Genomic DNA, 22,387 nt, shown 5'->3' on the forward strand with positions numbered 1-22,387 from the left:
CACAATGCTCCGCTGCTTTCTTTTTCAGGAATATGATACTTATCGACAATACCGTCATCTCGGATGATATCGCGGATCAATACTTCGTCTGCGATCTGATCAAGTGCAAGGGTGCATGTTGCGTGGAGGGGGACCTGGGCGCCCCGCTGACGGAAGATGAACTTCCGCTGCTCGAGGAAGTGTACGAACAGGTAAAACCCTATCTCTCCGAAATCGGAATCAAAACCATTGAAGAGCAGGGGAAATACGTGGAAGACTGGGAGGGAGATTACTCGACGCCTGTCATCGAAGGCCGGGAATGCGCTTATGCGATTTACGACAACAAGGGTATTCTGAAGTGCGGTATCGAGCAGGCCTACCTCGATGGCAAGATTTCCTGGAAAAAACCCCTCTCCTGCCACCTGTATCCGATCCGGGTCACGAAGTACGAGCAATACGACGCCCTCAATTACGACCGCTGGCATATCTGCTCGCCGGCCTGTGACCACGGCGCAGCCCTCAAAGTACCGCTCTACAAGTTTTTGAAAGAGCCGCTCATCCGCGCGTACGGAGAAAGCTGGTACGAGGAGCTTTGCCGGGAAATTGACGAAAACAATGGATAAAATTTCGTTTGAAGATGTGTATGCCGTCGTGCGTCTGATTCCAAAGGGACGCGTGACCAACTACGGCGCAATTGCCAAATACCTGTCTCTTAAAGGCGGCGCGCGCCTGGTTGGCTGGGCGATGGGGGCGCTCCCCGCCGGTTCGGACGTACCTGCTCACCGGGTGGTCAACAGCACCGGGGTACTGACAGCCAAAAATCAGTTTGGTGGCACCCGCATGCAGAACCTGCTGGAAGCCGAAGGCATCGAAGTCAAAAACGATAAAATCGTCGGATTCAGGAAGGTGTTTTGGAATCCGGAGGAGGAGCTGATGTGAGTTTTCAGTTTGCGGTTTTCAGTCGGGTACCATACCTATACCACAAGCCCTGGAGATATGTTCCAGCTTTTCGAACAAAAACTGAAAACCGCAAACTGAAAACACCAAACCGCTTTCTATACCGCAAAACTTTCCCCACACCCGCACGTCCGCGAGGCATTGGGATTGAAGAAGGTAAAGCCTTTGCCGTTGAGGCCGCCGGAATATTGCAGTTCGGTACCGGCGAGGTAGAGGATGGATTTCTTGTCGACCATGACCTTGACGCCTTTGTCTTCAAAGATCATGTCTCCTGCCTGCGGTTCGGAGGCGAAATTCAGATCGTACATCAAACCCGAGCAGCCGCCGCCTTTGACGGCGACGCGTACGCTGAAGTCTTCCGTCAGGCCATCCTGACGACGGAGTTCGATGATTTTATCTGCTGCTTCCTGTGATACGGTTACCATAGTTTATCGGGAAAAAGAAGGCCTTTCCTTCGGTTTTTCGTTTCTATTCTCAAAATTAACAGCGAATTGGGAACACTCCAACACCGGAATAGGTTTCCGGGAGACGCAATTTCGGGTTCCTCTATACGCTTATGCTCCGCATCGAACACATCGGTATCGCCGTCAAAGATCTTACCTCTTCGGAAGAGCTCTTCAGCAAGCTACTGAATGTCAACCCTTACAAGCAGGAAACGGTGGCATCCGAAGGGGTGACGACTTCTTTTTTCCAACAGGGAGAAAGCAAAATCGAGCTGCTGGAAGCCACGAACCCGGATAGCCCCATCGCCCGGTTTATCGCCAGCCGCGGCGAAGGTATTCACCACATTGCCTTTGAAACGGCCGACATCATCGCCGAAATGCAGCGGCTGAAAGACGAAGGCTTCATTCCGTTGCAGGAGCAGCCCCGCCGCGGCGCCGACCACAAATGGGTCGCGTTTTTCCATCCGAAAAGCACCAACGGCGTGCTGATCGAACTTTGCCAGACCATTCCTGAATAACCGATCTACGACATGCATTATTACGAGAGTATCATCGAAACCATCGGCAATACGCCGCTGGTCAAACTCAATAAAGTCACGAAGGGCATCCCCGGAACCATTCTGGCGAAGGTCGAGTACTTCAACCCCGGCAACTCGGTGAAAGACCGGATTGCCATTCGGATGATCGAAGACGCGGAAGCCGCCGGGATCCTCAAACCGGGCGGTACGATCATCGAAGGTACCTCCGGAAATACCGGGATGGGACTGGCCCTGGCCGCGGTCGCGAAGGGATACAAGTGCATTTTCACGATGGCTGACAAGCAATCCCAGGAGAAAATTGATATTCTGCGGGCTGTCGGAGCAGAGGTAGTGGTATGCCCGACGAACGTCGAACCCGATGATCCGAGAAGTTATTATTCGGTCGCCAAAAAGCTGAATCAGGATATTCCGAATTCGTTTTATCCGAATCAATATGATAACCTGTCGAATACCCAGGCACATTACGATACCACCGGTCCGGAAATCTGGACGCAGACCGGCGGGGAGATTACCCACTTTGCAGCCGGCGTGGGTACCGGCGGGACTATCTGCGGAACGGCCCGGTTTCTGAAAGAAAAGAATAGCGGCGTCGTCTCCGTCGGTATTGATACCTATGGTTCTGTCTTCAAGAAGTATAAAGAAACAGGCGAGTTTGATTCCAACGAAATCTACCCGTACCTGACGGAAGGTATCGGCGAAGACATTCTGCCGAAAAACGTGGATTTCTCCGTGATCGATCATTTCATTAAGGTGACGGATAAGGATGCGGCGATCATGGCGCGGCGACTGGCGCGTGAAGAAGGCCTGTTTGTAGGCTGGAGCTGCGGATCAGCGGTCTTCGGCGCGCTGGAGTATGCCCGGCAGCATTTGAAGGAAGACGACGTCATGGTTATCCTCCTCCCCGACCACGGCACGCGCTACCTCGCCAAGATTTACAACGACAACTGGATGAAAGACCACGGCTTCCTCGAAACGCGGTCGTTCGCCACGGCCCGGGACCTCATCCGGCTTCGTTACGGCAAGAGTCCACTCGTGACGCTTCAGGAGCAGGCCAAGGTCAACGAAGCGATCCGGCTGCTCAACCGGGACGGTATCAGCCAGATTCCGGTCGTGGATGAGACGGGGCATTTCACCGGTAGCATTACCGAATCGACAATTCTGTCGCTGCTGATTGAATCCCCTGAAATCCGGGATGTACCGGTGAAAGAAATTATGGAGAGGCCGTTCCGGTTTGTCGGAATCGGCGATACACTCGATACGCTCGCCTCGCTGATTGACCGGGAGAACAAGGCGCTCCTCGTCCGAGACGAAACCAACGCGGTACACATCATCACCCAGGCCGACTTACTTCTGGCCATGACAAATTAGGAAAAGGGAGGCTCCGGCCTCCCTTTTTCGTAAATGGTACCTGTAAAACGAATGCTGCCGGACATATTTGACTAATCAGAAAAGACCCGCAAAACGAACCGCTCCCGGAAGTGGCTGCCCCCATCGAAACCACTCTTCGAACTAGTTCCGGGCGCCCTCAACTGAAAACAAAAAACCGAAAACTGAAAACCCTCACCATCTATGAAACTTCTTCTACCTCTTTTCCTTTCTCCGCTCGCGGCGCTCGCCCAGCAGACCTTTGATCTTCTTCCCGGACGGCCCGTTTCGTACAACGGCCTTGATTACGGCTTCGAAATCCGCAACGAGCGAAAAAAGGAAGTCAAGGACGAGCAGTACGGCCGGTTTGAGATCACGGTGTTCGTCACGAATAAAAGCGGCTGCTCGCGCGTGCTGTTTCCGCGGCAGACGGCCTTTGGCGAGGAAATGCAGAATCAGCTCGCCACGTTCGATTGTCTAAACGCTACCGGCAAACGCCTGACGTCGAAAGGAACGACCCTGCTGGCGCAGTCGTTCTCTGTACCGTTTCGCCAGCAAATCAAGAACGCGGAAGGGAAGACCGTGACACAGGTAACCCAGGTTCCGGCGGGCCATCTCTTCCGGAACGGAGAAACCGTTGCAGAAAATCTCATCGTGATAGTGCCTGAGGGTGAGGCGCCCAGGCTCAAAGTACGGGTGCGGGACCTCCCCGATTTATAAAAATTTCGCCTCAGGGGTTGACAAACGGCCTCCAGACCATTACTTTTGCATTCACAATTGCAAAGAGGGTTGGCGGAGTGGTCGATCGCGGCAGTCTTGAAAACTGTTGACTGTAACAGGTCCGGGGGTTCGAATCCCTCACCCTCTGCGAAAAAGTTATCTTCGAAAGGAGATAACTTTTTTTGTTTTATAGTCTTTCTGAGAATTTAGTACGTTCTTTCCTGAGGCATTTCGGCCACATTTTAATTCCTTTTTTTTCGTTCGTTTTTTGATAAAATTCAGTTCACCCACATTGATGAAATCATTCTCGTTGGCCCTCGTCACCGTTGTATTGTCCTTTCTGTCGCTGTCAGCCCAATCTTTTAAAACGCAGGTTTTACTCTATGGCAATTCCGGTGATGTTTATTATAAAAACCCCGGCACTCCGGCAATTGCTGTAATCAAAGACAGCAGTGCACGTCATTTACGGGTGAAGAAGTTTACAAATCTTCAGGGCGGTAAGTTAAAACGATCTGTTTTCACTTGGGCGATTGATTACAACGACAGAATGTATTTCAATCTGGGTTATTCGACAGACCTTAATAACTGGATGGTATTTGTTCCATTTGATATTCAGGGTAAATATGCTGTCATTTTTATCGACGATAATTCGCCGGCTATCGTCAGACGCGGCGGATCCAATTATGCGATGGGTCTTGCGGGAGTACTGGCAAATGAATCAACCAAATGGGGCAAAGCCTGGATAGATCGGGAGGGTAAGAAAAGACGATTCCTGTTTATAGATACGGATGACATACAAGACTCTTTGACAGGGAATACAGCCAGTCACGGCAATTACCTGACCCGAAATCAGTTGAAAGAATTATGTGCCAAAAATGGCATTGAATTACCTGAAATGAAGATAAAAGACCTGCCGTTCGAAGAGGTAGTAGAACTTATCCATACGATGAATCGGAAAGCGCAGAAAGACTATCCTGTTAATTAAGAGGGCGTATTCGAAAAGGCCGTTCTTATTTGTAGAATCGTCTTGACCTCGATAGTTCTGGTTTAGGCATCAGGTAATATTATCACCGAATCACCTCTATCACATCCTTCTCAAACTTCCCCGTAGAATACGCCTGATACTCTACCCGCCAGCCAGCATAAGTATCCGAAAAAGCTTCGATATTGGACGTTTGTAAATAGACCCGAACCTGTTGTCCTATTTCTTCAATCCGGAAGAACCAGTTGCAACGTACGGTCGACGGGCCTTTCTCTTTTTTCAAATCCTTTCTGCGGGCAATCACAAAGAACGCATCCGGGTTCAGGAGTTTTCCGGACATGTCTTCCATCGTATACGAATACGTGAAATAGGCCCAGTCGGAAACAATCATACCGGACTGGTACTCCGATGCGCTGATTGCTACGCCTTTCTCCTTCAGGGTCTCCCGGATAATCCGGAATACGTCCTCCTTTGATTTAGATGAAGCGACTAAATACTTATGTGTGGAATAATCGCCTTTTAGCGGATGTACCCGGGAACAGGAAAACAACGACAGGCCAAGAAAAGCAAGGAATAAATACAAACGCATTACGGATGAAGGGAGAAATACCTGTTTACGAGCTGACAACAACTCAGCTATAAACAGGTTGCATTTAAGTCGAACGTTCTTCAATTTTCGGACAATATAAATTAAAAAATGGTAATTATTAAACACTATTACCTTTGTAATTTCTCAAAACTATTTACCCTTATTGGTACGTTTGTCCGGCATTCGTAGCTTCCCTCATTGATTTGACAGCTTCCGCTTTTTCCTGATTTCTATTCCCTGAAGCGATCGTCCAATTTCCTTACCCAACCTCAAAATCCATTCCCTCCCCCAACTTCCCCTCCTCTGTTTCTCGTAGGTACAATGCCCGGCAGGCTGCACGCAGGCAAGGCGGGTGTTCACTATTCCTCCTCAAAACAGATGAAAAAGATTGTGTTGTTCGGTGCGCTGCTGATCGCCGCCGGACTCTCCTCCTGCTCCAAGGATGATGCCGGTGGCTCGTCAACCGCCACGGGCAAAGCCAGTGTTTCTTTTCACCTGACGGACGCGCCCGGCGCCTATGACGCCGTCAACGTCGACATCCGGCAGGTGGTCGTCATCACTGACCAGGGTGAAACGACCCTGACCCCCGTCAAAGCAGGCGTTTACAACCTGCTGGAATTCAGCAACGGACTCGATGTACTTCTATGTCAGTACGACCTGCCCGCCGGGCATATTTCGCAGATGAGGCTGGTGCTGGGTAGTAACAATTCGGTCGTTGTCGACGGAAAGTCCTATCCCCTCAACACGCCGTCTGCCCAGCAAAGCGGTTTGAAGTTCAATTTTCATCAGGAACTCAAAGCCGACGCCTCCTATCATGTGTGGATTGATTTTGACGCCGGTAAGTCTGTCGTCAAAACCGGAAAGGATTCCTATAACCTCAAACCGACCGTCCGCGCCTATACGGAGCTAACCAACGGCAAAATCAAGGGCGTGGTATTGCCCCTGCTGGCACAGCCGATCGTATTTGCGATCAAGGGCTCGGATACCCTGTCGGCCATACCGGCGTCGGACGGGCATTTTGTATTTTCCGGACTGGCCGAGGGCAACTATTCCTTATGGTACAACGTCGCCGCCGGTTCGGGTTTCAGTGCGACGGTCAAAACGAATGTCGCCGTGTCCTTCGGTACCATCACGGACGTAGGAACGGTTACGCTGCTGCCTTGAATAGTTGCTTCGGGAATGCCCGCCGGTATTCCCGAAGCAATTCTTCCTTCTGCATCTAATTATTTTATAGGATGTACCCGACAGAAAGTACGCGCCGGGAAAACTACCATTTGGTAAATTATTACACAGATAAACAGCATTAACTATACTATTTCAGGGAGTTTGCTTCGTTTTTGTTATACCTTTGTTGTCCTTTCAGCAAATTCAACCGACCTGCTTTGCATAAAGTAGTGTTCTGCTCTTCAAAAACTATAGATTTTAGCTCTATCGGTTTAAACATTTTTACTTATAGACTAGTTATTACACTCGATTACCCGCCTTTTTAGAACATCCGCCGATTACTGTTCACCCTACGGAAACGTCCGGTCTGTTTAGCCGTTCGTTTCAGCGTTGTATAATGGATATGGAGACAACACATTCTCACGTCGGTCAAAACATCAAGCGAATTGCCAAAGTAAAAGGTATTTCCGTGGCGACGATTTCGGAACAGCTCAACATGACGCGCGGCGGCGTGTACGATATCTTCAAGCGTACCCGCATCACCGACGACGTGTTGCTGCACCGGCTGGCGCAAATCCTCGAAGTCACGGTCGACGACCTCCTGCGACATGGACCCATGCCGGCATCCGGCCATGAGGAAATCATGCTCCGCTTTGAACGGGCTTTCCGCGAATGGAAAAACGAAAACGAATTTCTCAAAGAGCAGATCAAGGAAAAAGACCTGGTGATCAAGACGCTCCTGGGAAAGTTTAAGGGCGCATCCTGAGGGACGTGCCCCGCTTATCCACTCCCGGCGGGTACCCGCGATTATTTTACCGCATCTTACGGAAATAGCGTCTGAACGACACCAGCTTTTTCCACTGTAATGGATGTCCAGCTTCCGGCTAAATTACCCGGAACGCTTTGCTGCCGGCTTACCTCCTCTCGCATAATTCCCTGCGACCGGCAGGCCGTTACTCCGCTTCTCTTTTCAACTACCTGTATGGTCCGCGGGACGCCTGCCTGAGCGGAGATGATTTGACCTTTTGGTTAGTCTTCCGTCCAAATTTTTCACGGATTAAAAAAAATCCCCGCTCCCGGCGACATTCTTTGCTAATTAGCTATATGTTTGCTAAGGTGATTATATCGGCGTAGTTTCTATGAATAACCCTAATTGTCCCCGGTGCGATTCCTCCCACGTGACCAAATCGGGCATCATCAAAGACCGCCAGCGGTACCATTGCAAAGACTGTCAGTACCATTTTACGGTAGACAAACTCGGAAAAGGCATCAGTACCTACTATGTCATCAAGGCACTTCAGCTTTACATTGAGGGTGTAAGTTACCGGGAAATCGAGCGCCTGCTCGGCGTCAGTCACGTATCGGTGATGAACTGGGTGAAGAAGTATCAGATCAAGTTACCGAAAAACTCCGAGTACCATCCTACCTATAAAATACTGAACCACAAAGAATTAGCTGATTATTTCGCCAATCGGGACAACCTGAAAAGCGCCGGTGTGATCGTCACCGAACTCGGTGACAAGTTCATGCTCATCAAGTGGGAACGGTTCAAAGACTAAGCTGCCGCCTGCCCATTCTACTACCTACCTATTCTTACTTAGCAAAACTATCCCGATTCCCTCCGGAATATAGCTGGCTGTTTTCGGTTGCTCTTATTTCCCTATAAATTACCGGTATAATCCAACACGCGGCCCCGATTACGGGCCGGCTGTCTTTTCCGTAAGAGCCCCTTATTCCACTTTTTCTCTAAACCTATGTCACACGTAACGGCCAGGCAGTCCGCCACTGACCGCTCCCGGGTGTTGTTTGGCGTGATCTCCGCGTCCTCCGTCGGCACCCTGATTGAATGGTATGACTTCTACATTTTCGGTAGTTTGTCTGCTATTATTTCCACTCAGTTTTTCCCGAAAGACAATCCCACGGCGGCGCTGTTGTCGGCGCTGGCGGTGTTTGCCGCGGGATTTATTGTCCGACCGTTCGGCGCACTGGTATTTGGTCGCCTCGGAGACATCGTCGGACGCAAATACACGTTTCTCGTAACCCTGGTCCTGATGGGCGGTTCTACCTTCCTCATCGGCCTGATTCCCGGGTACGAAACCTGGGGAATGGTTTCGCCGCTTCTTGTTCTTCTTCTTCGCCTGATCCAGGGCCTCGCGCTGGGCGGCGAGTACGGCGGAGCGGCGACATACGTGGCGGAATATGCGCCGGAAGGCCGTCGCGGGTACTTCACGAGCTGGATTCAAACCACCGCCACGCTCGGTCTTTTTGTTTCGCTTGCAGTAATCGTTGCGACCCGTAAAGTCGTGGGTACCAGTGATTTTGAGGCCTGGGGCTGGCGTATTCCTTTTCTCGCTTCCATTCTGCTCGTCGGCGTGTCGATTTTCATCCGGCTGCGGATGGAGGAATCGCCCCTGTTTTCGAAGCTGAAGTCCGAAGGAAAAGTCTCTAAAAATCCCCTGGCAGAGTCGTTCGGGAAGCGGGAAAACCTCAAAATGGTATTACTGGCGTTGCTGGGAGCAACGGCCGGACAGGGCGTCGTCTGGTATACCGGGCAGTTTTATGCGCTTTCCTTTATTCAGAAGGTAGGTCGCGTGGATTTTGAACAGTCCAGCGAAATCGTCGCCATTGCATTGGCTTTCGGAACAGGCTTCTTCATTTTCTTCGGCTGGCTGTCCGATAAAATCGGCCGGAAATCCATTATGCTCGCCGGGATGTTGCTGGGTGTGCTGACGTACCGGCCGATCTATACCCAGTTGTACCAGTTGTCGGATACTTCGCTGAAAACAGAGGAAACGTCGCTGCGGGAAATCCGGACACAGGAAGTACCCGGAAAGCCTTCCGTTCATACGACTGTCCATTACTATACCGACGGAACCCAGCTGCTGGAAACCCAAACCGGTACCGGCGAAAGCAAAAAGACCCTACTGCACGGTACCAAAGGGTATTGGCTGACGGTTTTTCTGATCTGGATTCAGGTATTGTATGTGACGATGGTATATGGACCAATTGCGGCGTTTCTGGTTGAATTGTTTCCGACCCGTATCCGGTATACCTCCATGTCGCTCCCCTATCACATTGGAAACGGTGTTTTCGGGGGATTGACGCCTTTCCTGGCCGTCGCCCTTGTCGAAAAAGCCACGCAGGCCGGTTCGGAAAAAGCATACCTTTCCGGACTCTGGTATCCGATTCTTGTGGCCGCCGTCAGTTTTGTCATCGGCCTGGTGTACCTCTCATCCAAACCCAAACCGCAGGAATAACATGAATGCAATCAAGAAAGCGCTCGGCATTGTCTGGATTCTGCTTGGCCTCTACATCGGATACGACCGGCTCGCAGACAGCCTTTCCAAAATAGCAAGCGACAAACCCGACGACCGTATTTTCGGCTGGGTAGTCCTCCTCGTCCTCACGCCTATCGTCGTTGGCGGTCTTGTCCTGTTCGGGTGGTATTCGTTGAGGGGGGAGTATGGGGAGGAGTGAGCGGTTTTCGGTTTTCGGTTTTCGGTTTTCGGTTTTCGGTTTTCGGTTAGGCAGTTTTTATTTCGGAATAGGGTTCCCGTCAGGCCTTTTTTTGCGGTCGTTTTTTCCGGGTAATGGCACTTCCGCCTTGTTCCTGTCTTAATTTTAGGATCATGATTCTTTAAAGAGACCGAGCCTACAACCGAAAACGAAAAACCGAAAACAGAAAACTCCACCGATGAACGAACGCCTCCGGGCCCAATACCTCCTGATTGTCAGCGTGCTGTTCGGGTTGATTCTGAATTTTCCGCTGCTGTCGCTCTTTAACCAGCCGGTGATCTGGCTGGGTATTCCGTTGTTGTACTGGTACCTGTTTGTGGTCTGGCTGGCGCTGGTCGGGCTGATGTACTGGTACTGGACCCGCAGAAACCATGAATAGCGGCTGGGTCGTGACGGTCTCGGTCATGTACCTGGGACTACTCTTTGGAATCGCATACTGGGCCGAGCGCAGCAAATCGGCGCTTCGGTGGGTTTCCAATCCGCTGGTGTATGCTCTTTCGATGGGGGTATACTGCTCGGCATGGGCCTATTATGGTTCAGTTGGACGGGCCATTACAAACGGCGTCGAGTTTCTGTCAACCTACCTCGGCCCAACTATTACGGCACCGCTCTGGTGGATCGTTCTCCGTAAAATCATCCGAATTTGTAAAGTACAGCGTATTGCAACGTTGTCAGATTTTGTCGCGTCCAGGTATGGCAAATCGGCTAATCTGGGGGCATTGGTGGCATTTTTCTGCCTCGTCGGCATTGTTCCTTATATCTCCCTTCAGTTAAAAGCCATCTCGACAAGCTTCGCCGTGCTCGCGCAGCTTCCGCGGCAGGAAGAACTCACCGGCAATCTTACCCTTTACCTGGCAATCGGGCTGGGGATCTTCGTCATTCTCTTCGGTACCCGGAAAATTGAGGCAACCGAGCAGCACGAGGGAATGGTCACGGCCATCGCGGCGGAGTCGCTGGTCAAAATGCTGGCCTTTTTGTTTGTCGGGATTTATGTGACATTCGGGGTATTCAACGGCTTCGGAGATATTTTCACGCAGGCGGCCACAAAACCGGCGCTGCGGAATCTCTTCGTCATCGACTCCGTCGGAGGGTATGGCTCCTGGTTTTGGCACCTGCTGCTTTCGGGCCTGAGCTTCCTGCTGCTGCCCCGGCAGTTTCAGGTCGCGGTGGTCGAGAATACCGACGAGCGCCATCTCAACCGGGCTATCTGGCAATTCCCGCTTTACATGCTGGTTATCAATGCGTTTGTCCTCCCGATTGCCTTCGGCGGGGCGTTGCTTTTTCAGCATCAGCAGGTCAATGCAGATAATTTCGTGCTCGCCATTCCCTTGTATTTTGAGCAGGAGTGGCTGGCATTGATTACGTACCTGGGCGGCTTTTCGGCGGCAACGGGCATGGTCATCGTCGAAACCATCGCGCTCAGTACCATGCTGAGTAACAGCGTATTGATGCCTTATGTACTGACGCGCCCTTCCCTGCGGCAGCGTATCGGCCCGAAACTCGGTCGCTTCCTTACACGTGCGCGGCGCATCAGTATTCTGCTCCTGTTACTGGCGGCGTACCTCTACTACTCCAAACTGGCCGGCAAGTACCCGCTGGTATCAATCGGTCAGGTGTCGTTCACCGCTGTTGCGCAGTTGGCTCCGGCGGTTCTCGGCGGTATTTTCTGGAAACAGGGAAACCGGTATGGGGCGACGGTCGGCCTGATTCTGGGCTTTGGCGTCTGGTTTTACACACTGGTATTGCCGATGCTCGCCGAAGCCGGGTTCTTCCCGCATTCGATCAATACCGACGGACCGTTCGGCTGGACACTCTTCCGCCCGCTTTCCCTTTTTGGTCTCCAGGGTTTCGACCGGATCTCGCATGCGTTGTTCTGGAGTTTGCTGGTGAACGTGCTGGCATATATTCTGTTGTCGATCCGTCTGCCGCAAACGTCCCTCGAACACAATCAGGCTATTCTTTTCGTCGATATTTTCAAGTATTCCGAAGTTATCGAAAGCTCGACGATCTGGCGGGGTACAGCTTACATTCCGGACTTGCAAAGTCTTTTGAATCAATTCTTTGAAAAAGAACGCGTTACCCAGATGCTGGAACGTTTCGCGGATGAAAACGAAATTGATCTGAAATGGCAGCGGGCGTCTCCCCAATTGGTGAATTACGCGGAAAACCTGCTGGCGGGTGTGGTCGGATCGGCATCGGCCCGTCTGATGGTGGCGTCCGTCACGCACGAGGAAAAAATTGCCGTGGAAGAAGTCGTTGAAATTCTCAAGGAGTCCCAGGAACTCATGCTGACCAACCGGCAGTTACGCCAGCATCAGGCGGAGCTGGAGCTGGCCACCAACCGGCTTCGGGAAGCGAATGAGCAAATGGTACGGACGGACCGGCTGAAGGACGACTTTTTATCGACCGTCACGCACGAACTCCGCACGCCGATCACGTCGATCAAGGCGCTGAGCGAGATTTTGCAGGACAACCCGGATCTCGACGGAGAGATGCGGGAACAGTTTTTGTCAACCATCATCCGGGAATCCGACCGGCTGACCCGTTTGATCAGTCAGGTGCTGGATCTGGAGAAGTATGAATCGGGTAAACACCTGCTTCATAAAGAGCCGGTCAACCTGTCGGAAGTAGTCCTGGAGGCCGTTGGTACCGTAATTCATCTGGCAGAAGAGAAAGACGTCCGGCTGGAAACGAAGGTCGAGAAAAACCTCCTGCTGGCGGCCGACCGCGACAAGCTCATGCAGGTAATGATCAACCTGCTGTCGAACGCCATCAAATACACCGAGTCGGGCAAGGGTCTGATCCGGGTAGAGGCACGGCGGGCAGACGGAAAGCTTGAAATACGCGTGGCAGATAATGGCCCGGGTATCGGGGAAGCGTTCCAGAAACTGATTTTTGATAAGTTCTATCAGGCCGAAAACCAGACTATCCGTAAGCCGAAAGGCAGCGGTCTGGGACTCGCGATTACGAAAAAAATCATAGAATTGCATTCAGGAAGCATCGGCGTCCAGAGCGAACCCGGTCAGGGAGCCCGCTTTACCGTGACACTGCCGGTGTAGCCTGTTTTCCTTCGGACCATGAAAGCATCACAAAAAATATTGATCGTTGACGATGAGCCGGGCATTGTGATGTCCCTTGAATTTCTCATGAAAAAGGAAGGGTATCAGGTGTACATCGCCCGGGACGGCGCCGAAGCCCTCGACATTATTCGTCAGGAGCACCCGGATCTCGTGGTGCTGGACGTGATGATGCCGAGTGTCGACGGCTACGAAGTCTGCCGGCAGGTCAAGGAAGACGAAACCCTCCGCCGTACCAAAGTCATCTTTCTGAGCGCCAAGAGCAAGGACACTGATATTGAAAAAGGGCTGTCACTCGGGGCCGACCTCTACCTGACCAAACCCTTTTCAACCCGTAACCTCATGGCCAAAGTTCAGGAGCTTACTGCCTGAGCTGCCGGGTTTATTTTAGCCAAAACTTTATCGGATTTATCCTGACAGTGCTATACATTTTTAGCGACAAAATCGCTGAATGGTGCGTAGCCATTGCCCGAATGCTTGTACTTTAGCTGCACCGTTCGGGTATTTTTCTTAGTCCCTCTAAAACGATTACGAGCAATGAGTAACATTCCCTTTCAGATTCAAAATTTCGAGCAGTATCAGCAGTACTATTCTCAATCCGTTGAAGATCCGGAAGGGTTCTGGGCTGATATTGCGTCGAATTTTTACTGGAGAAAGCCATGGAAAAAGACCCTTCAGTGGAACTTCACCGAGCCTGACGTCAAGTGGTTTGTCGGCGGGAAACTTAATATTACGGAAAACGCGCTCGATCGCCATCTGGCCGAGCGGGGCGACCAGACCGCCATCATCTGGGAACCCAATGATCCGAACGACGACGCCGTTCACATCACCTACCGCCAGTTGCACCAGCGCGTCTGCCGCTTCGCCAACGTACTCAAGAAGTATGGCGTCGTCAAGGGCGACCGCGTGTGTATCTACCTGCCGATGGTGCCGGAACTCGCGGTTGCGGTTCTGGCCTGCGCCCGGATCGGCGCGGTTCACTCCGTTGTTTTCGGGGGATTTTCGGCTCAGTCCATCGCTGACCGGATCAACGACGCACAGTGTAAAGTAGTCGTCACGTCCGACGGCGCCTACCGCGGAGCAAAGGAAATCCCGATGAAGGCCGTTGTCGACGACGCCCTCGTTATCTGCCCTTCTGTTGAAACGGTACTGGTTATGTCGCGTACGCGGACGCCGGTTTCGATGATCAAAGGCCGCGACCGCTGGCTCGAGCAGGAAGAAAAATACGTAACGGCTGAATGCCCGGCAGAAGAAATGGACGCCGAGGATATGCTGTTTATTCTGTATACGTCCGGTTCGACGGGCAAGCCCAAGGGCGTTGTCCATACCGTCGGCGGCTACATGGTGTATGCCTCCTATACCTTTGCCAATGTCTTCCAGTACCAGCCCGGCGAGATTCATTTCTGCACCGCCGATATCGGCTGGATTACAGGACACTCCTATATTGTTTACGGCCCGCTGTGCTGCGGCGCTACTTCTGTCATCTTTGAAGGCGTCCCGACGTATCCGGATGCCGGACGTCTCTGGGATATTACCGATCGTCACCGTATAAATATCCTGTATACCGCGCCGACGGCGATCCGCTCCCTCATGGGCTTCGGTCTGCAGTATGTGGAAGGAAAGGATCTTTCTTCACTGACAAAGCTCGGCTCCGTCGGCGAACCGATCAACGAAGAAGCCTGGCACTGGTTCAAAACCAATATCGGCAAGGACAAATGCCCCCTCGTCGATACCTGGTGGCAGACCGAAAACGGCGGTATCATGATCAGCCCGCTGGCCGGTATCACGCCGGAAAAACCGTCGTACGCGACGCTGCCGCTTCCGGGCGTGCAGCCGGTGCTGGTCGATGAAAACGGAAACGAAATCGAAGGCAACGGCGTCTCCGGAAACCTTTGCATCAAGTTCCCATGGCCGGGTATTCTCCGGACCACTTACGGCGACCACGAGCGCTGCCGCCAGACGTATTTCAGCACGTATCCGGGCAAGTATTTCACGGGCGACGGCTGTCTGCGCGACGAAGAAGGTTACTACCGCATCACGGGCCGCGTCGACGACGTCCTCAACGTCTCCGGCCACCGCATCGGTACTGCCGAAGTTGAAAATGCGATCAACATGCACCTCGGGGTCGTGGAAAGCGCCGTTGTCGGCTATCCCCACGACATCAAAGGACAGGGCATTTACGCCTATATCATCACGGAAGAGCCGCTGAACGATGCCGACCTGACCCGGAAGGACATCCTGGCGACGGTTTCCCGCATCATCGGTCCCATCGCCAAACCGGACAAGATCCAGTTTGTGGCGGGCCTGCCTAAAACCCGCTCAGGCAAAATCATGCGGCGTATCCTGCGGAAAATCGCCGAAGGGGATACCTCCAACCTGGGCGATACCTCTACCCTGCTCGATCCGGGCGTGGTGGATGAAATCAAGGCCGGAGCGCTGTAAGCGACTGACTATCTGACTAAAAAGACGCCCCGAAAGGCGTCTTTTTAGTTTTCAAGCGATACGGTACCCGCCTGCCGGGCCGGTATCGAGGTCATCTGCCGGGGATCTTTGCGGTAAGGTACTTTCACTGCCGACGAGACCGTTACCTGGCAATGCCCGAATTCTTCCGAGACGATTCCTTCCATTTGGAAAACGCCGCTGCCGGTCAGCGGATAGGCTTTGGCTACATCCGGAAAATGAACCGTGTCGAAAAATTCTCCGCTGTAATCCAGCCAGTATCCAAACCCCATTCGATCTCCGTTGCGAGTTGTGGTAGATTTTACGTGAACGAGGTAGCCAAGCAACGTAACCGGCTTTCCGATAAACTTGTCGAGATCCGTCGCCAGTACCAGCGGATACCGGAACTCAGACAGCTCGCCGATCAGCGAAAACGGCGGACAAAGCGGAAACCCAAGCAATTCCAGCTCGTCGTATGCATCTTCAAGGGGATCGTGGCTGAAAACGGGAAGTACCGGCAGGTCGTCTTCCATCCCGAAAAGCGGCTCAATGGCCGACGGTCGGTCGTTCCAACGCCAGTGCGCTTCCCAAAGCAGGCTTTTCTTGGATTGTCCGAAAGAACGGAAAGCGCCGATCCGGATCAGCAGCAGTAGCTGTTCCAGACCGATTGGCACCCGTCGGCAGAAATCATCGAAACTACGGAAAGGACCTTCTTTCTGCTGGCGGGTGATGGATGCAATCGTCTTTTTTTCAAGGGATTGCAGGTGAATCCACCCCAGCCAGATTGTCGTGCCCGAGATAGACGTCAGTTCACCGCTCCGGTTGATATCCGGCGCCTCGATCGCAGCGCCCCAGCGCCGGGCTTCGTGAACGTAAAATTCCGTCGAATAAAATCCTCCGAAATTGTTGATTACTCCCACCATAAACTCGAGCGGATAATAGGCCTTAAGATACAGGCTTTGGTAGCTCTCCACGGCATAGCTGGCGGAGTGTGCCTTGCTGAAACTGTACCCGCTGAAGCTCTCGATCTGCCGCCATACCTCCTGCCAGACAGCGTCCGGATAGCCCCGTTCCCGGCAATTATGGGCGAATACTTCTTCGATTCTCCGGAATTCCTTTCTGGATCGGTACTTCCCGCTCATACCCCGGCGAAGAATGTCCGCTTCGGCGAGGGTAAGCCCGGCGAAGTAATGCGCCACCTTGATGACGTCTTCCTGGTATACCATGATGCCATAGGTTTCCGCCATCAGCTGCTCCATGACCGGATGCGCATAGGTATAGCTGCCGGGCCGGTGATGCCGGAGGATATACTCCCGCATCATCCCACTGCTCGCCACGCCGGGACGGATAATACTACTTGCAGCGACAAGCGTAGGATAATTATCACAATTCAGCTTCCAGATGAGCTGCCGCATCGCCGGGGATTCGACATAAAAGCAGCCCATCGTTTCGTGACTGCGCAGCTGATCGCGGACTTTTTCGTCCACCAGAAAATCTTTGACCCGGTGGATATCAATTTCAATCTGCCGGTTTTCCCGGACGATCTCCACGGTATCCTTGATGTGGCCCAGCCCGCGCTGGCTCAGGATATCAAACTTGGCGAAACCCATGTCTTCCGCCGTATACATATCAAAATGGCAGATCGGGAAGCCTTTCGGCATGGTTTTCAGGCCGGTACAGGCGAACAACGGCTGATCGGAGATAAGGATACCTCCGGCATGGATCGACAATTGCCGGGGCTTGCCGTCCATCCGTTGCCCGATACGCAGAATGGTCGCGGTATAGCTGTCGGACGGCGGAGGTACATCCCAGCCATAACTCCGTTTTCGCACCAGGTCAACGAGTGCGTCAATTTCGCTTCGCGGTAGTCCGTACACTTTCCCCAATTCCCGGTACTGGCTCCGGTTCTGGAAGGTTACATAGGTGGCAAGCAGGCAAACGTGCTCGGGTCCGTGCCGGTGGAAGATGTATTCGATGATCTCATCCCGGTCGTCCCACGAAAAATCAATGTCAAAATCCGGAGGGCTGGTCCGTTCGGGATTGATAAACCGTTCGAAATACAAATCCAGCGCAATCGGGTCCACATCGGTAATTCCGATGCAGTAGGCAACTACTGAATTAGCTCCCGAACCACGCCCGATGTGGAAATATCCTTTGCTTTTGGCAAATCGGATGATGTCCTCCGTAATCAGAAAATAACTACAGAAACCCATTTCGCTGATTACTGTCAATTCTTTCCGAACCCGGCTACGGGCTTCTTCGTCGGCAGCGTCGTAGCGCCGCATAAAACCCTCCCAGGCAAGGGCAGCCAGGCGTGCTTCGTCGTCTGCCGCCGACGCGCCGAACACCTGCTTGTTCCGAACGGTACGCAGCGGCACATCGAACCGGCATTCTGCCAGCAGGCGGATCGTATTTTCCAGAATACCAGGCAGATTCGCGTATTTGGCTGCGAGCCGGTCGGGCGGAACCATCCAGTCGGTCGGGCTCGCCTGCGCCTCTTCCGGCAGCCGGGAAAGCAGGCAGTTTTTGTCAATGGCCCGGAGATGGCGGTGCAGTTCATAATCGTCCTGCGTCTGAAAACTTACTGACTGCAGGACGACCAGCCTGTCAGGCGAAACCCGCTGCCGGTAGTTCCAGAACCGGTTGATTTCCGACGGGCGGATGCCGATGTATTCGTGGGATTGAAGGACAGGGTTCCCGTCGAGATACCGCATGGGGTAAATCACTGCTACCTCCGAGAAATCGGGCGCGGAAACCGGAAACGGCGTACCGGCATGGTCGTGTTCAGTCAGGAAACGGGTTATTTCCGCGAAACCGGCCGGTGTTTTCGCCAGGCAGACATAGCAAAACTCGTCTCCGTTCCGGAAATCGACGCCGGCGACGGGCCGGATGACCCGTTTTTTTTCTTCACAGAGCCGTACCAGCTCAAAGACGGCGGACGTCGTATTGACATCCGTCACCACCAGCGTATCCAGCCCCAGCGCCTCCGCCCGGGCATAGAGGGCTGAAACCGGCAGGGTGCCGTACAGCAGCGAAAATTCGGTATGGTTGTTCAGGAAATACATAACCAGTTGCCGGTTTTGCGGGTCTGCGCGGCGACGGCAAGCGTCAGCGGCCGGCGTTCGTTCCGTTCCTCCGAAAACAGGCTGAAACCCAGCGCTTCCGGGTCCCAGCCGACGACATACTCGCGGTCATCAAGCAGAACGGTATCATACTCAAACAGCGGCTCGCCCGAGGCGTCGTTCGCACCTACCTGCCAGAGTACTTCCACGTCGGAGGAAGACTGGTATTTCCGGACTTCGCCGGTATGCATCTGAACGAGTACGAGGGTTTCGTCGAGCCAGAATGACTCGAACTCCCCTGTCGTACCCACCGCCGTAACGGTATGAAAATCAGCTCCGTCGAATACCTTGATCTGTGGGAGCGACTGTGCCAGGGTAGTCATGACCGAATCTGATCAAAGGAATAGGCCCGGCCTACCATGCGCTCGCCGTGCTTCAGGCGGATGCGGTCCATGGCATGGTAGAGCGGAACGACTTTGGACGATGCATCAAACAAGCCCAGCTGCTCCAGCCCGCGGACCAGTTTGCTGAACCGGATACCGACGAGGCGGATCAGCAGGCGGCGGTCATACAAACGGTCAAACAGATCAAGGACGTGACCAATCAGCTCCTGATCCGAGGTCGTCGGGGTAATCTGCAGCTGGCGGGTATGGGTATCGAAGTTGGAATACCGGATTTTGACGGTCACACAGCCGGTAGACGAATGTTCCTTCCGGAGGTCATACGCCAGGCCTTCCACCATGCGGGCAAGCAGCCGGCGGATCATGACGACGTCTGTCGTGTCTTTGTCGAAAGTAGTTTCCTTCGAATGCGACCGCTGCTCCCAGTGCTGGAGTACCGGCGTCGGATCGATCCCGTTGGCCCGTTCCCACAGCAGGATACCCGCTTTACCAAAGGTCTTTTCCAGGAGTTTTTTGGGCATATGCGCCAGCATCCCGACAGTCAGGATACCCATATTCCGCAATTTCTGGGCGGTTACCTCTCCCACCATCGGAATACGGGACACCGGCAGCGGGTTGAGAAAGGGTTGGACATCGTCGGTGCGGAGGTACAACTGTCCGTTAGGTTTGGCCTCTTCCGTCGCCATTTTGGAGACGACTTTCGCCGGCGAAATACCCATTGAGATCGCCAGCCGGGTTTCTTTCATCACCGACCGGCGGAGTTCGGACGCAAACTGCACCGCGCCGATAAACCGGTCCATCCCCGAAAGATCCAGGTAAAATTCATCAATAGACGTTTTCTCGACAATGGGCGCGCGGTCTTCCAGCATATCCGTCACCTCTTTGGACGCCCTGACATACGATTCAAAATCGCCCTTCAGCACGAGGGCTTCCGGACAGAGCTTCTTTGCCAGCTTCATCGGCATGGCCGAATGCACCCCAAACTTCCGCGTTTCATAGGAGCAGGCCGCAACCACCCCCCGATCGGACGCGCCGCCGATGAGGATAGGCTTGCCGTTCAGCTCCGGGAAATCCCGCCGCAACACGCTCACGAAGAACGTGTCCAGGTCCAAGTGAGCGATGATATTTTCCATGATTTTTATTCAATTTGTCCCGAATCCTTGCTAATTACGAGTTAAATATCCTGATTTTTTATTCAATATGCACTTATATTGATCATTCTTTTTTTACAGTGGCTGTATTTCTTGTCCAACGCGCTGATCCGCTTAGTTTTGTCTTCCGATCCTTTTCTCCTCCCGATGGAACAAACGGAAGCTACTATCCGGCGCCTCTACCCGCTTTCAGAGCAAGCCTTTGACCGCCTGGTTTCGGTGATGAAACCGGTGCGCTTTCCGAAGGGTGGCATGCTGTTTCAGGCGGGAAAAGTGGAGCGGGAGATTTATTTTCTGGAAGAGGGCATTGCCCGGGCCTATCAAAGCTGTGAAAAACAGGACATTACCTTCTGGTTTGGCACAGAGGGGGCTGTGATTCTTCCATTTGAGAGCTACCTGCGGGGGCATCCGGCTTACGAAACCGTAGAGGTACTGGAGCCGTCTCTCACCTACGCAGTGCGCATCGATGCACTGGAAAGACTCTTTGAAACAGACCTGGAGCTGGCCAACTGGGGCCGCAAGCTGGCCGAAAACGAACTGGTAAGCGCGGAGAAACGGTACCTGTCAGGGCAGTTCCGGACGGCGTCGGAACGGTACCTGGACCTGATCGAACAGCATCCTGAACTTCTGCAACGCGTGCCGCTGGGCTATATCGCGTCCTACCTGGGGGTTACTCAGGTGACGCTGAGCCGGATACGGGCGGGGATCCGGTAAGAATGGTCTGCTATTCCCGATACACCCGGTCCAGGATGAGTTTCTTTCCCAAAGAAGGTATTTCAACATAGCAATCTGCGGGAACAACACCCCTGCTGATCCATTGGGTGATGAGATTGAGTTTCTTATGATGCTTTTTTGCATAATCCGCAAGCGTAATCCATTCGCGAAGGTCCATCACTTTGCCCTCCGCTACGAGTATATCGCGTCCCTGCCGGATCAAAGCGTCTGAATCTGCCAGGAGTTTTTTCAGGTCTGTTTTTGCATCGATCATCGTCTTCTCTTTTTGATTAGCTGTCGTTTTCAAGCGCATGGAGCAGGGCGAGTAATGCGCTCAACCGATCCAGAAGCTGATCTGTTTCTTCATCCGTTAATTCCATCTCCTGCGCGTCGCGAAGGGCTTGCCTCACCATCGCAATTTGAAGACGGAGGGCGGCAATGTAGTCTCGGTGCTTCATAAACATCTCGTCATCAGACTACCGTACCGAATGTACGTAATGTAACGTTACATTACAATCTATTTTATTCCGGCAGGAAATCTGCATATAATCTTCGGGTACTCGTTTCCGATTCGGCAGCCAAACTAGCAGGCCTATTTTTCATTTGGAGAAATACCAACACAATGAGTTAACGGTTACCAGATTTGCCCGCTGTTGTCAATAACCTTCGTTTTTATCATTTGTAAAATACTCCCCGCTTCCTTCTCCGGACCTTTGTACCACATCACCAACACGCCCCGGAAGCGGGCGGATTTGCCATGAACTGGATCGTATTGATCATCGCCGGCCTGTTTGAGGTCGGGTTTACTTCCTGCCTCGGGAAAGCCCGGGAAACCACCGGTACTACCTCCGCACTCTGGATGGGCGGATTCTTTTTTTGCCTGACAGTCAGCATGTTTCTCCTCATGAAAGCGACGCAAACGCTGCCCCTGGGTACAGCCTATGCCGTCTGGACGGGTATCGGGGCGGTCGGAACGGTACTCGCCGGTATCTTCTTCTTTCAGGAACCTGTCGGCCTCTGGCGGATGGTCTTTCTCTTCACGCTGATCGGCTCCATCGTAGGCCTGAAACTCGTATCTCACTGATAGCCAACTTCCTGCTTTCAGCGGCTGCTTCCCGAGGGAGGCAGCCGCTTTTGTTTGGACCGTCTGTCCCTCCCCGCCGTCCGCCCAACCCGCCCAAATTCACCACACATCTGACAAAACCGCCTCTGCTCCTTTTCCTGCTTACAGGTATGCCTCCCGCCTCTACTTTTGATGCGTTTTTAATACGACGGGCTTTCCATCACCT

The 22,387-nt window shown here is 52.9% G+C and carries 24 protein-coding genes and 1 tRNA gene; 18 read left to right on the plus strand and 7 right to left on the minus strand.

Translation table 11 applies throughout. The annotated features are described in order from the left end of the window. Positions 1-32 precede the first annotated feature (32 nt). Both BLR09_RS05365 and BLR09_RS05370 read left to right on the plus strand, forming a co-directional pair. Positions 33-602 carry a DUF3109 family protein gene (locus BLR09_RS05365; protein ID WP_093198760.1) on the plus strand — a complete coding sequence of 190 codons (570 nt, stop codon included), beginning with the start codon at positions 33-35 and terminating at the stop codon, positions 600-602. Continuing rightward, the gene (locus BLR09_RS05370) at positions 595-918 is read left to right on the plus strand and encodes an MGMT family protein (protein ID WP_093198762.1); all 324 of its coding nucleotides are present in this window, start codon (positions 595-597) and stop codon (positions 916-918) included. Before BLR09_RS05365 ends, BLR09_RS05370 begins: the two co-directional genes overlap by 8 nt. Positions 919-1,034: 116 nt before the next feature. Here the strand turns inward: BLR09_RS05370 and BLR09_RS05375 are convergent, their stop codons facing one another. Then, on the minus strand, positions 1,035-1,361 hold the full coding sequence (locus BLR09_RS05375) for a HesB/IscA family protein (protein WP_093198765.1): 327 nt from the start codon (positions 1,359-1,361) through the stop codon (positions 1,035-1,037). Between the two features lie 131 nt (positions 1,362-1,492). Between BLR09_RS05375 and mce the strand changes: the two genes are divergently transcribed. From mce to BLR09_RS05400, 5 genes are all read left to right on the plus strand, one after another. Beyond that, positions 1,493-1,897: a methylmalonyl-CoA epimerase gene (mce, locus tag BLR09_RS05380; RefSeq protein ID WP_093198768.1), complete on the plus strand. Its 405-nt coding sequence runs from the start codon at positions 1,493-1,495 to the stop codon at positions 1,895-1,897. Between the two features lie 12 nt (positions 1,898-1,909). Next, a complete protein-coding gene (locus BLR09_RS05385; RefSeq protein WP_093198770.1) occupies positions 1,910-3,286 on the plus strand; it encodes a cystathionine beta-synthase in 1,377 nt (458 codons plus the stop codon). A 201-nt stretch (positions 3,287-3,487) separates the two neighbouring features. Further along, on the plus strand, positions 3,488-4,003 hold the full coding sequence (locus tag BLR09_RS05390; RefSeq protein ID WP_093198773.1) for an ABC transporter permease: 516 nt from the start codon (positions 3,488-3,490) through the stop codon (positions 4,001-4,003). A 63-nt stretch (positions 4,004-4,066) separates the two neighbouring features. Then, positions 4,067-4,151, plus strand: a tRNA-Ser gene (locus BLR09_RS05395). Positions 4,152-4,298: 147 nt separating this feature from the next. Beyond that, on the plus strand, positions 4,299-4,988 hold the full coding sequence (locus BLR09_RS05400; RefSeq protein WP_093198775.1) for a hypothetical protein: 690 nt from the start codon (positions 4,299-4,301) through the stop codon (positions 4,986-4,988). An 82-nt stretch (positions 4,989-5,070) separates the two neighbouring features. Here the strand turns inward: BLR09_RS05400 and BLR09_RS05405 are convergent, their stop codons facing one another. Continuing rightward, the gene (locus BLR09_RS05405; protein ID WP_093198778.1) at positions 5,071-5,574 is read right to left on the minus strand and encodes a hypothetical protein; all 504 of its coding nucleotides are present in this window, start codon (positions 5,572-5,574) and stop codon (positions 5,071-5,073) included. A 378-nt stretch (positions 5,575-5,952) separates the two neighbouring features. Between BLR09_RS05405 and BLR09_RS05410 the strand changes: the two genes are divergently transcribed. The 9 genes from BLR09_RS05410 to acs all read left to right on the plus strand — a co-directional run bounded on the left by BLR09_RS05410 (position 5,953) and on the right by acs (position 15,773). After that, positions 5,953-6,738 carry a DUF4382 domain-containing protein gene (locus BLR09_RS05410; RefSeq protein ID WP_176785463.1) on the plus strand — a complete coding sequence of 262 codons (786 nt, stop codon included), beginning with the start codon at positions 5,953-5,955 and terminating at the stop codon, positions 6,736-6,738. 403 nt (positions 6,739-7,141) lie between these two features. Next, positions 7,142-7,504, plus strand: coding sequence for a helix-turn-helix domain-containing protein (locus BLR09_RS05415; protein ID WP_176785464.1), 363 nt, complete (start codon positions 7,142-7,144; stop codon positions 7,502-7,504). Between the two features lie 373 nt (positions 7,505-7,877). Beyond that, positions 7,878-8,297, plus strand: a complete 420-nt coding sequence (locus BLR09_RS05420) for an IS1/IS1595 family N-terminal zinc-binding domain-containing protein (protein ID WP_143011027.1) — start codon at positions 7,878-7,880, stop codon at positions 8,295-8,297. Positions 8,298-8,492: 195 nt separating this feature from the next. Continuing rightward, a complete protein-coding gene (locus BLR09_RS05425) occupies positions 8,493-9,995 on the plus strand; it encodes an MFS transporter (protein ID WP_093198788.1) in 1,503 nt (500 codons plus the stop codon). Between the two features lies 1 nt (position 9,996). Beyond that, the gene (locus tag BLR09_RS05430) at positions 9,997-10,215 is read left to right on the plus strand and encodes a DUF6814 family protein (RefSeq protein WP_093198790.1); all 219 of its coding nucleotides are present in this window, start codon (positions 9,997-9,999) and stop codon (positions 10,213-10,215) included. Between the two features lie 217 nt (positions 10,216-10,432). Next, positions 10,433-10,633, plus strand: a complete 201-nt coding sequence (locus BLR09_RS05435; protein ID WP_093198793.1) for a hypothetical protein — start codon at positions 10,433-10,435, stop codon at positions 10,631-10,633. Then, positions 10,626-13,313 (plus strand): sensor histidine kinase, encoded by a 2,688-nt coding sequence (locus tag BLR09_RS05440; RefSeq protein ID WP_093198795.1) that lies wholly within the window; start codon positions 10,626-10,628, stop codon positions 13,311-13,313. Before BLR09_RS05435 ends, BLR09_RS05440 begins: the two co-directional genes overlap by 8 nt. 18 nt (positions 13,314-13,331) lie before the next feature. After that, positions 13,332-13,703 carry a response regulator transcription factor gene (locus tag BLR09_RS05445; protein WP_093198798.1) on the plus strand — a complete coding sequence of 124 codons (372 nt, stop codon included), beginning with the start codon at positions 13,332-13,334 and terminating at the stop codon, positions 13,701-13,703. Positions 13,704-13,868: 165 nt separating this feature from the next. After that, a complete protein-coding gene (gene acs, locus BLR09_RS05450; RefSeq protein WP_093198800.1) occupies positions 13,869-15,773 on the plus strand; it encodes an acetate--CoA ligase in 1,905 nt (634 codons plus the stop codon). Between the two features lie 44 nt (positions 15,774-15,817). Here the strand turns inward: acs and BLR09_RS05455 are convergent, their stop codons facing one another. The 3 genes from BLR09_RS05455 to dinB are packed head-to-tail and all read right to left on the minus strand — an operon-like array spanning position 15,818 to position 20,366. Then, the gene (locus tag BLR09_RS05455; RefSeq protein ID WP_093198802.1) at positions 15,818-18,835 is read right to left on the minus strand and encodes a DNA polymerase III subunit alpha; all 3,018 of its coding nucleotides are present in this window, start codon (positions 18,833-18,835) and stop codon (positions 15,818-15,820) included. Further along, positions 18,823-19,215: a hypothetical protein gene (locus tag BLR09_RS05460; protein ID WP_093198804.1), complete on the minus strand. Its 393-nt coding sequence runs from the start codon at positions 19,213-19,215 to the stop codon at positions 18,823-18,825. The genes BLR09_RS05455 and BLR09_RS05460 overlap by 13 nt, the downstream gene beginning before the upstream one ends. Further along, the gene (gene dinB / locus BLR09_RS05465; protein ID WP_093198806.1) at positions 19,212-20,366 is read right to left on the minus strand and encodes a DNA polymerase IV; all 1,155 of its coding nucleotides are present in this window, start codon (positions 20,364-20,366) and stop codon (positions 19,212-19,214) included. Before dinB ends, BLR09_RS05460 begins: the two co-directional genes overlap by 4 nt. A gap of 165 nt (positions 20,367-20,531) precedes the next feature. Between dinB and BLR09_RS05470 the strand changes: the two genes are divergently transcribed. Further along, positions 20,532-21,098 (plus strand): Crp/Fnr family transcriptional regulator, encoded by a 567-nt coding sequence (locus BLR09_RS05470; RefSeq protein WP_093199671.1) that lies wholly within the window; start codon positions 20,532-20,534, stop codon positions 21,096-21,098. A 10-nt stretch (positions 21,099-21,108) separates the two neighbouring features. Here BLR09_RS05470 and BLR09_RS05475 read toward each other — a convergent pair whose 3' ends face one another. Further along, positions 21,109-21,411 carry a hypothetical protein gene (locus BLR09_RS05475; protein ID WP_093198809.1) on the minus strand — a complete coding sequence of 101 codons (303 nt, stop codon included), beginning with the start codon at positions 21,409-21,411 and terminating at the stop codon, positions 21,109-21,111. Beyond that, entirely contained in the window at positions 21,389-21,556 is a 168-nt protein-coding gene (locus BLR09_RS25455; RefSeq protein ID WP_176785465.1) for a hypothetical protein, read from the minus strand. Before BLR09_RS25455 ends, BLR09_RS05475 begins: the two co-directional genes overlap by 23 nt. Positions 21,557-21,855: 299 nt before the next feature. Between BLR09_RS25455 and BLR09_RS05480 the strand changes: the two genes are divergently transcribed. After that, on the plus strand, positions 21,856-22,182 hold the full coding sequence (locus BLR09_RS05480) for a DMT family transporter (protein WP_093198810.1): 327 nt from the start codon (positions 21,856-21,858) through the stop codon (positions 22,180-22,182). Positions 22,183-22,387 lie beyond the last annotated feature (205 nt).

The sequence above is a fragment of the Siphonobacter aquaeclarae genome (assembly GCF_900103285.1).
In the GTDB taxonomy this organism is placed as follows: domain Bacteria; phylum Bacteroidota; class Bacteroidia; order Cytophagales; family Spirosomataceae; genus Siphonobacter; species Siphonobacter aquaeclarae.

Bases quoted from the DNA above. Each gene is read 5' to 3' on its own strand.
- BLR09_RS05460 (WP_093198804.1), bottom strand. From the start codon at position 19,215: ATGACTACCCTGGCACAGTCGCTCCCACAGATCAAGGTATTCGACGGA.
- mce (WP_093198768.1), top strand. From the start codon at position 1,493: ATGCTCCGCATCGAACACATCGGTATCGCCGTCAAAGATCTTACCTCT.
- BLR09_RS05425 (WP_093198788.1), top strand. From the start codon at position 8,493: ATGTCACACGTAACGGCCAGGCAGTCCGCCACTGACCGCTCCCGGGTG.
- BLR09_RS05430 (WP_093198790.1), top strand. From the start codon at position 9,997: ATGAATGCAATCAAGAAAGCGCTCGGCATTGTCTGGATTCTGCTTGGC.
- BLR09_RS05390 (WP_093198773.1), top strand. From the start codon at position 3,488: ATGAAACTTCTTCTACCTCTTTTCCTTTCTCCGCTCGCGGCGCTCGCC.
- BLR09_RS05480 (WP_093198810.1), top strand. From the start codon at position 21,856: ATGAACTGGATCGTATTGATCATCGCCGGCCTGTTTGAGGTCGGGTTT.
- BLR09_RS05385 (WP_093198770.1), top strand. From the start codon at position 1,910: ATGCATTATTACGAGAGTATCATCGAAACCATCGGCAATACGCCGCTG.
- dinB (WP_093198806.1), bottom strand. From the start codon at position 20,366: ATGGAAAATATCATCGCTCACTTGGACCTGGACACGTTCTTCGTGAGC.
- BLR09_RS25455 (WP_176785465.1), bottom strand. From the start codon at position 21,556: ATGAAGCACCGAGACTACATTGCCGCCCTCCGTCTTCAAATTGCGATG.
- BLR09_RS05375 (WP_093198765.1), bottom strand. From the start codon at position 1,361: ATGGTAACCGTATCACAGGAAGCAGCAGATAAAATCATCGAACTCCGT.
- BLR09_RS05365 (WP_093198760.1), top strand. From the start codon at position 33: ATGATACTTATCGACAATACCGTCATCTCGGATGATATCGCGGATCAA.
- BLR09_RS05400 (WP_093198775.1), top strand. From the start codon at position 4,299: ATGAAATCATTCTCGTTGGCCCTCGTCACCGTTGTATTGTCCTTTCTG.
- BLR09_RS05405 (WP_093198778.1), bottom strand. From the start codon at position 5,574: ATGCGTTTGTATTTATTCCTTGCTTTTCTTGGCCTGTCGTTGTTTTCC.
- BLR09_RS05440 (WP_093198795.1), top strand. From the start codon at position 10,626: ATGAATAGCGGCTGGGTCGTGACGGTCTCGGTCATGTACCTGGGACTA.
- BLR09_RS05410 (WP_176785463.1), top strand. From the start codon at position 5,953: ATGAAAAAGATTGTGTTGTTCGGTGCGCTGCTGATCGCCGCCGGACTC.
- BLR09_RS05455 (WP_093198802.1), bottom strand. From the start codon at position 18,835: ATGTATTTCCTGAACAACCATACCGAATTTTCGCTGCTGTACGGCACC.
- BLR09_RS05420 (WP_143011027.1), top strand. From the start codon at position 7,878: ATGAATAACCCTAATTGTCCCCGGTGCGATTCCTCCCACGTGACCAAA.
- BLR09_RS05370 (WP_093198762.1), top strand. From the start codon at position 595: ATGGATAAAATTTCGTTTGAAGATGTGTATGCCGTCGTGCGTCTGATT.
- BLR09_RS05470 (WP_093199671.1), top strand. From the start codon at position 20,532: ATGGAACAAACGGAAGCTACTATCCGGCGCCTCTACCCGCTTTCAGAG.
- BLR09_RS05435 (WP_093198793.1), top strand. From the start codon at position 10,433: ATGAACGAACGCCTCCGGGCCCAATACCTCCTGATTGTCAGCGTGCTG.
- BLR09_RS05475 (WP_093198809.1), bottom strand. From the start codon at position 21,411: ATGCGCTTGAAAACGACAGCTAATCAAAAAGAGAAGACGATGATCGAT.
- acs (WP_093198800.1), top strand. From the start codon at position 13,869: ATGAGTAACATTCCCTTTCAGATTCAAAATTTCGAGCAGTATCAGCAG.
- BLR09_RS05445 (WP_093198798.1), top strand. From the start codon at position 13,332: ATGAAAGCATCACAAAAAATATTGATCGTTGACGATGAGCCGGGCATT.
- BLR09_RS05415 (WP_176785464.1), top strand. From the start codon at position 7,142: ATGGAGACAACACATTCTCACGTCGGTCAAAACATCAAGCGAATTGCC.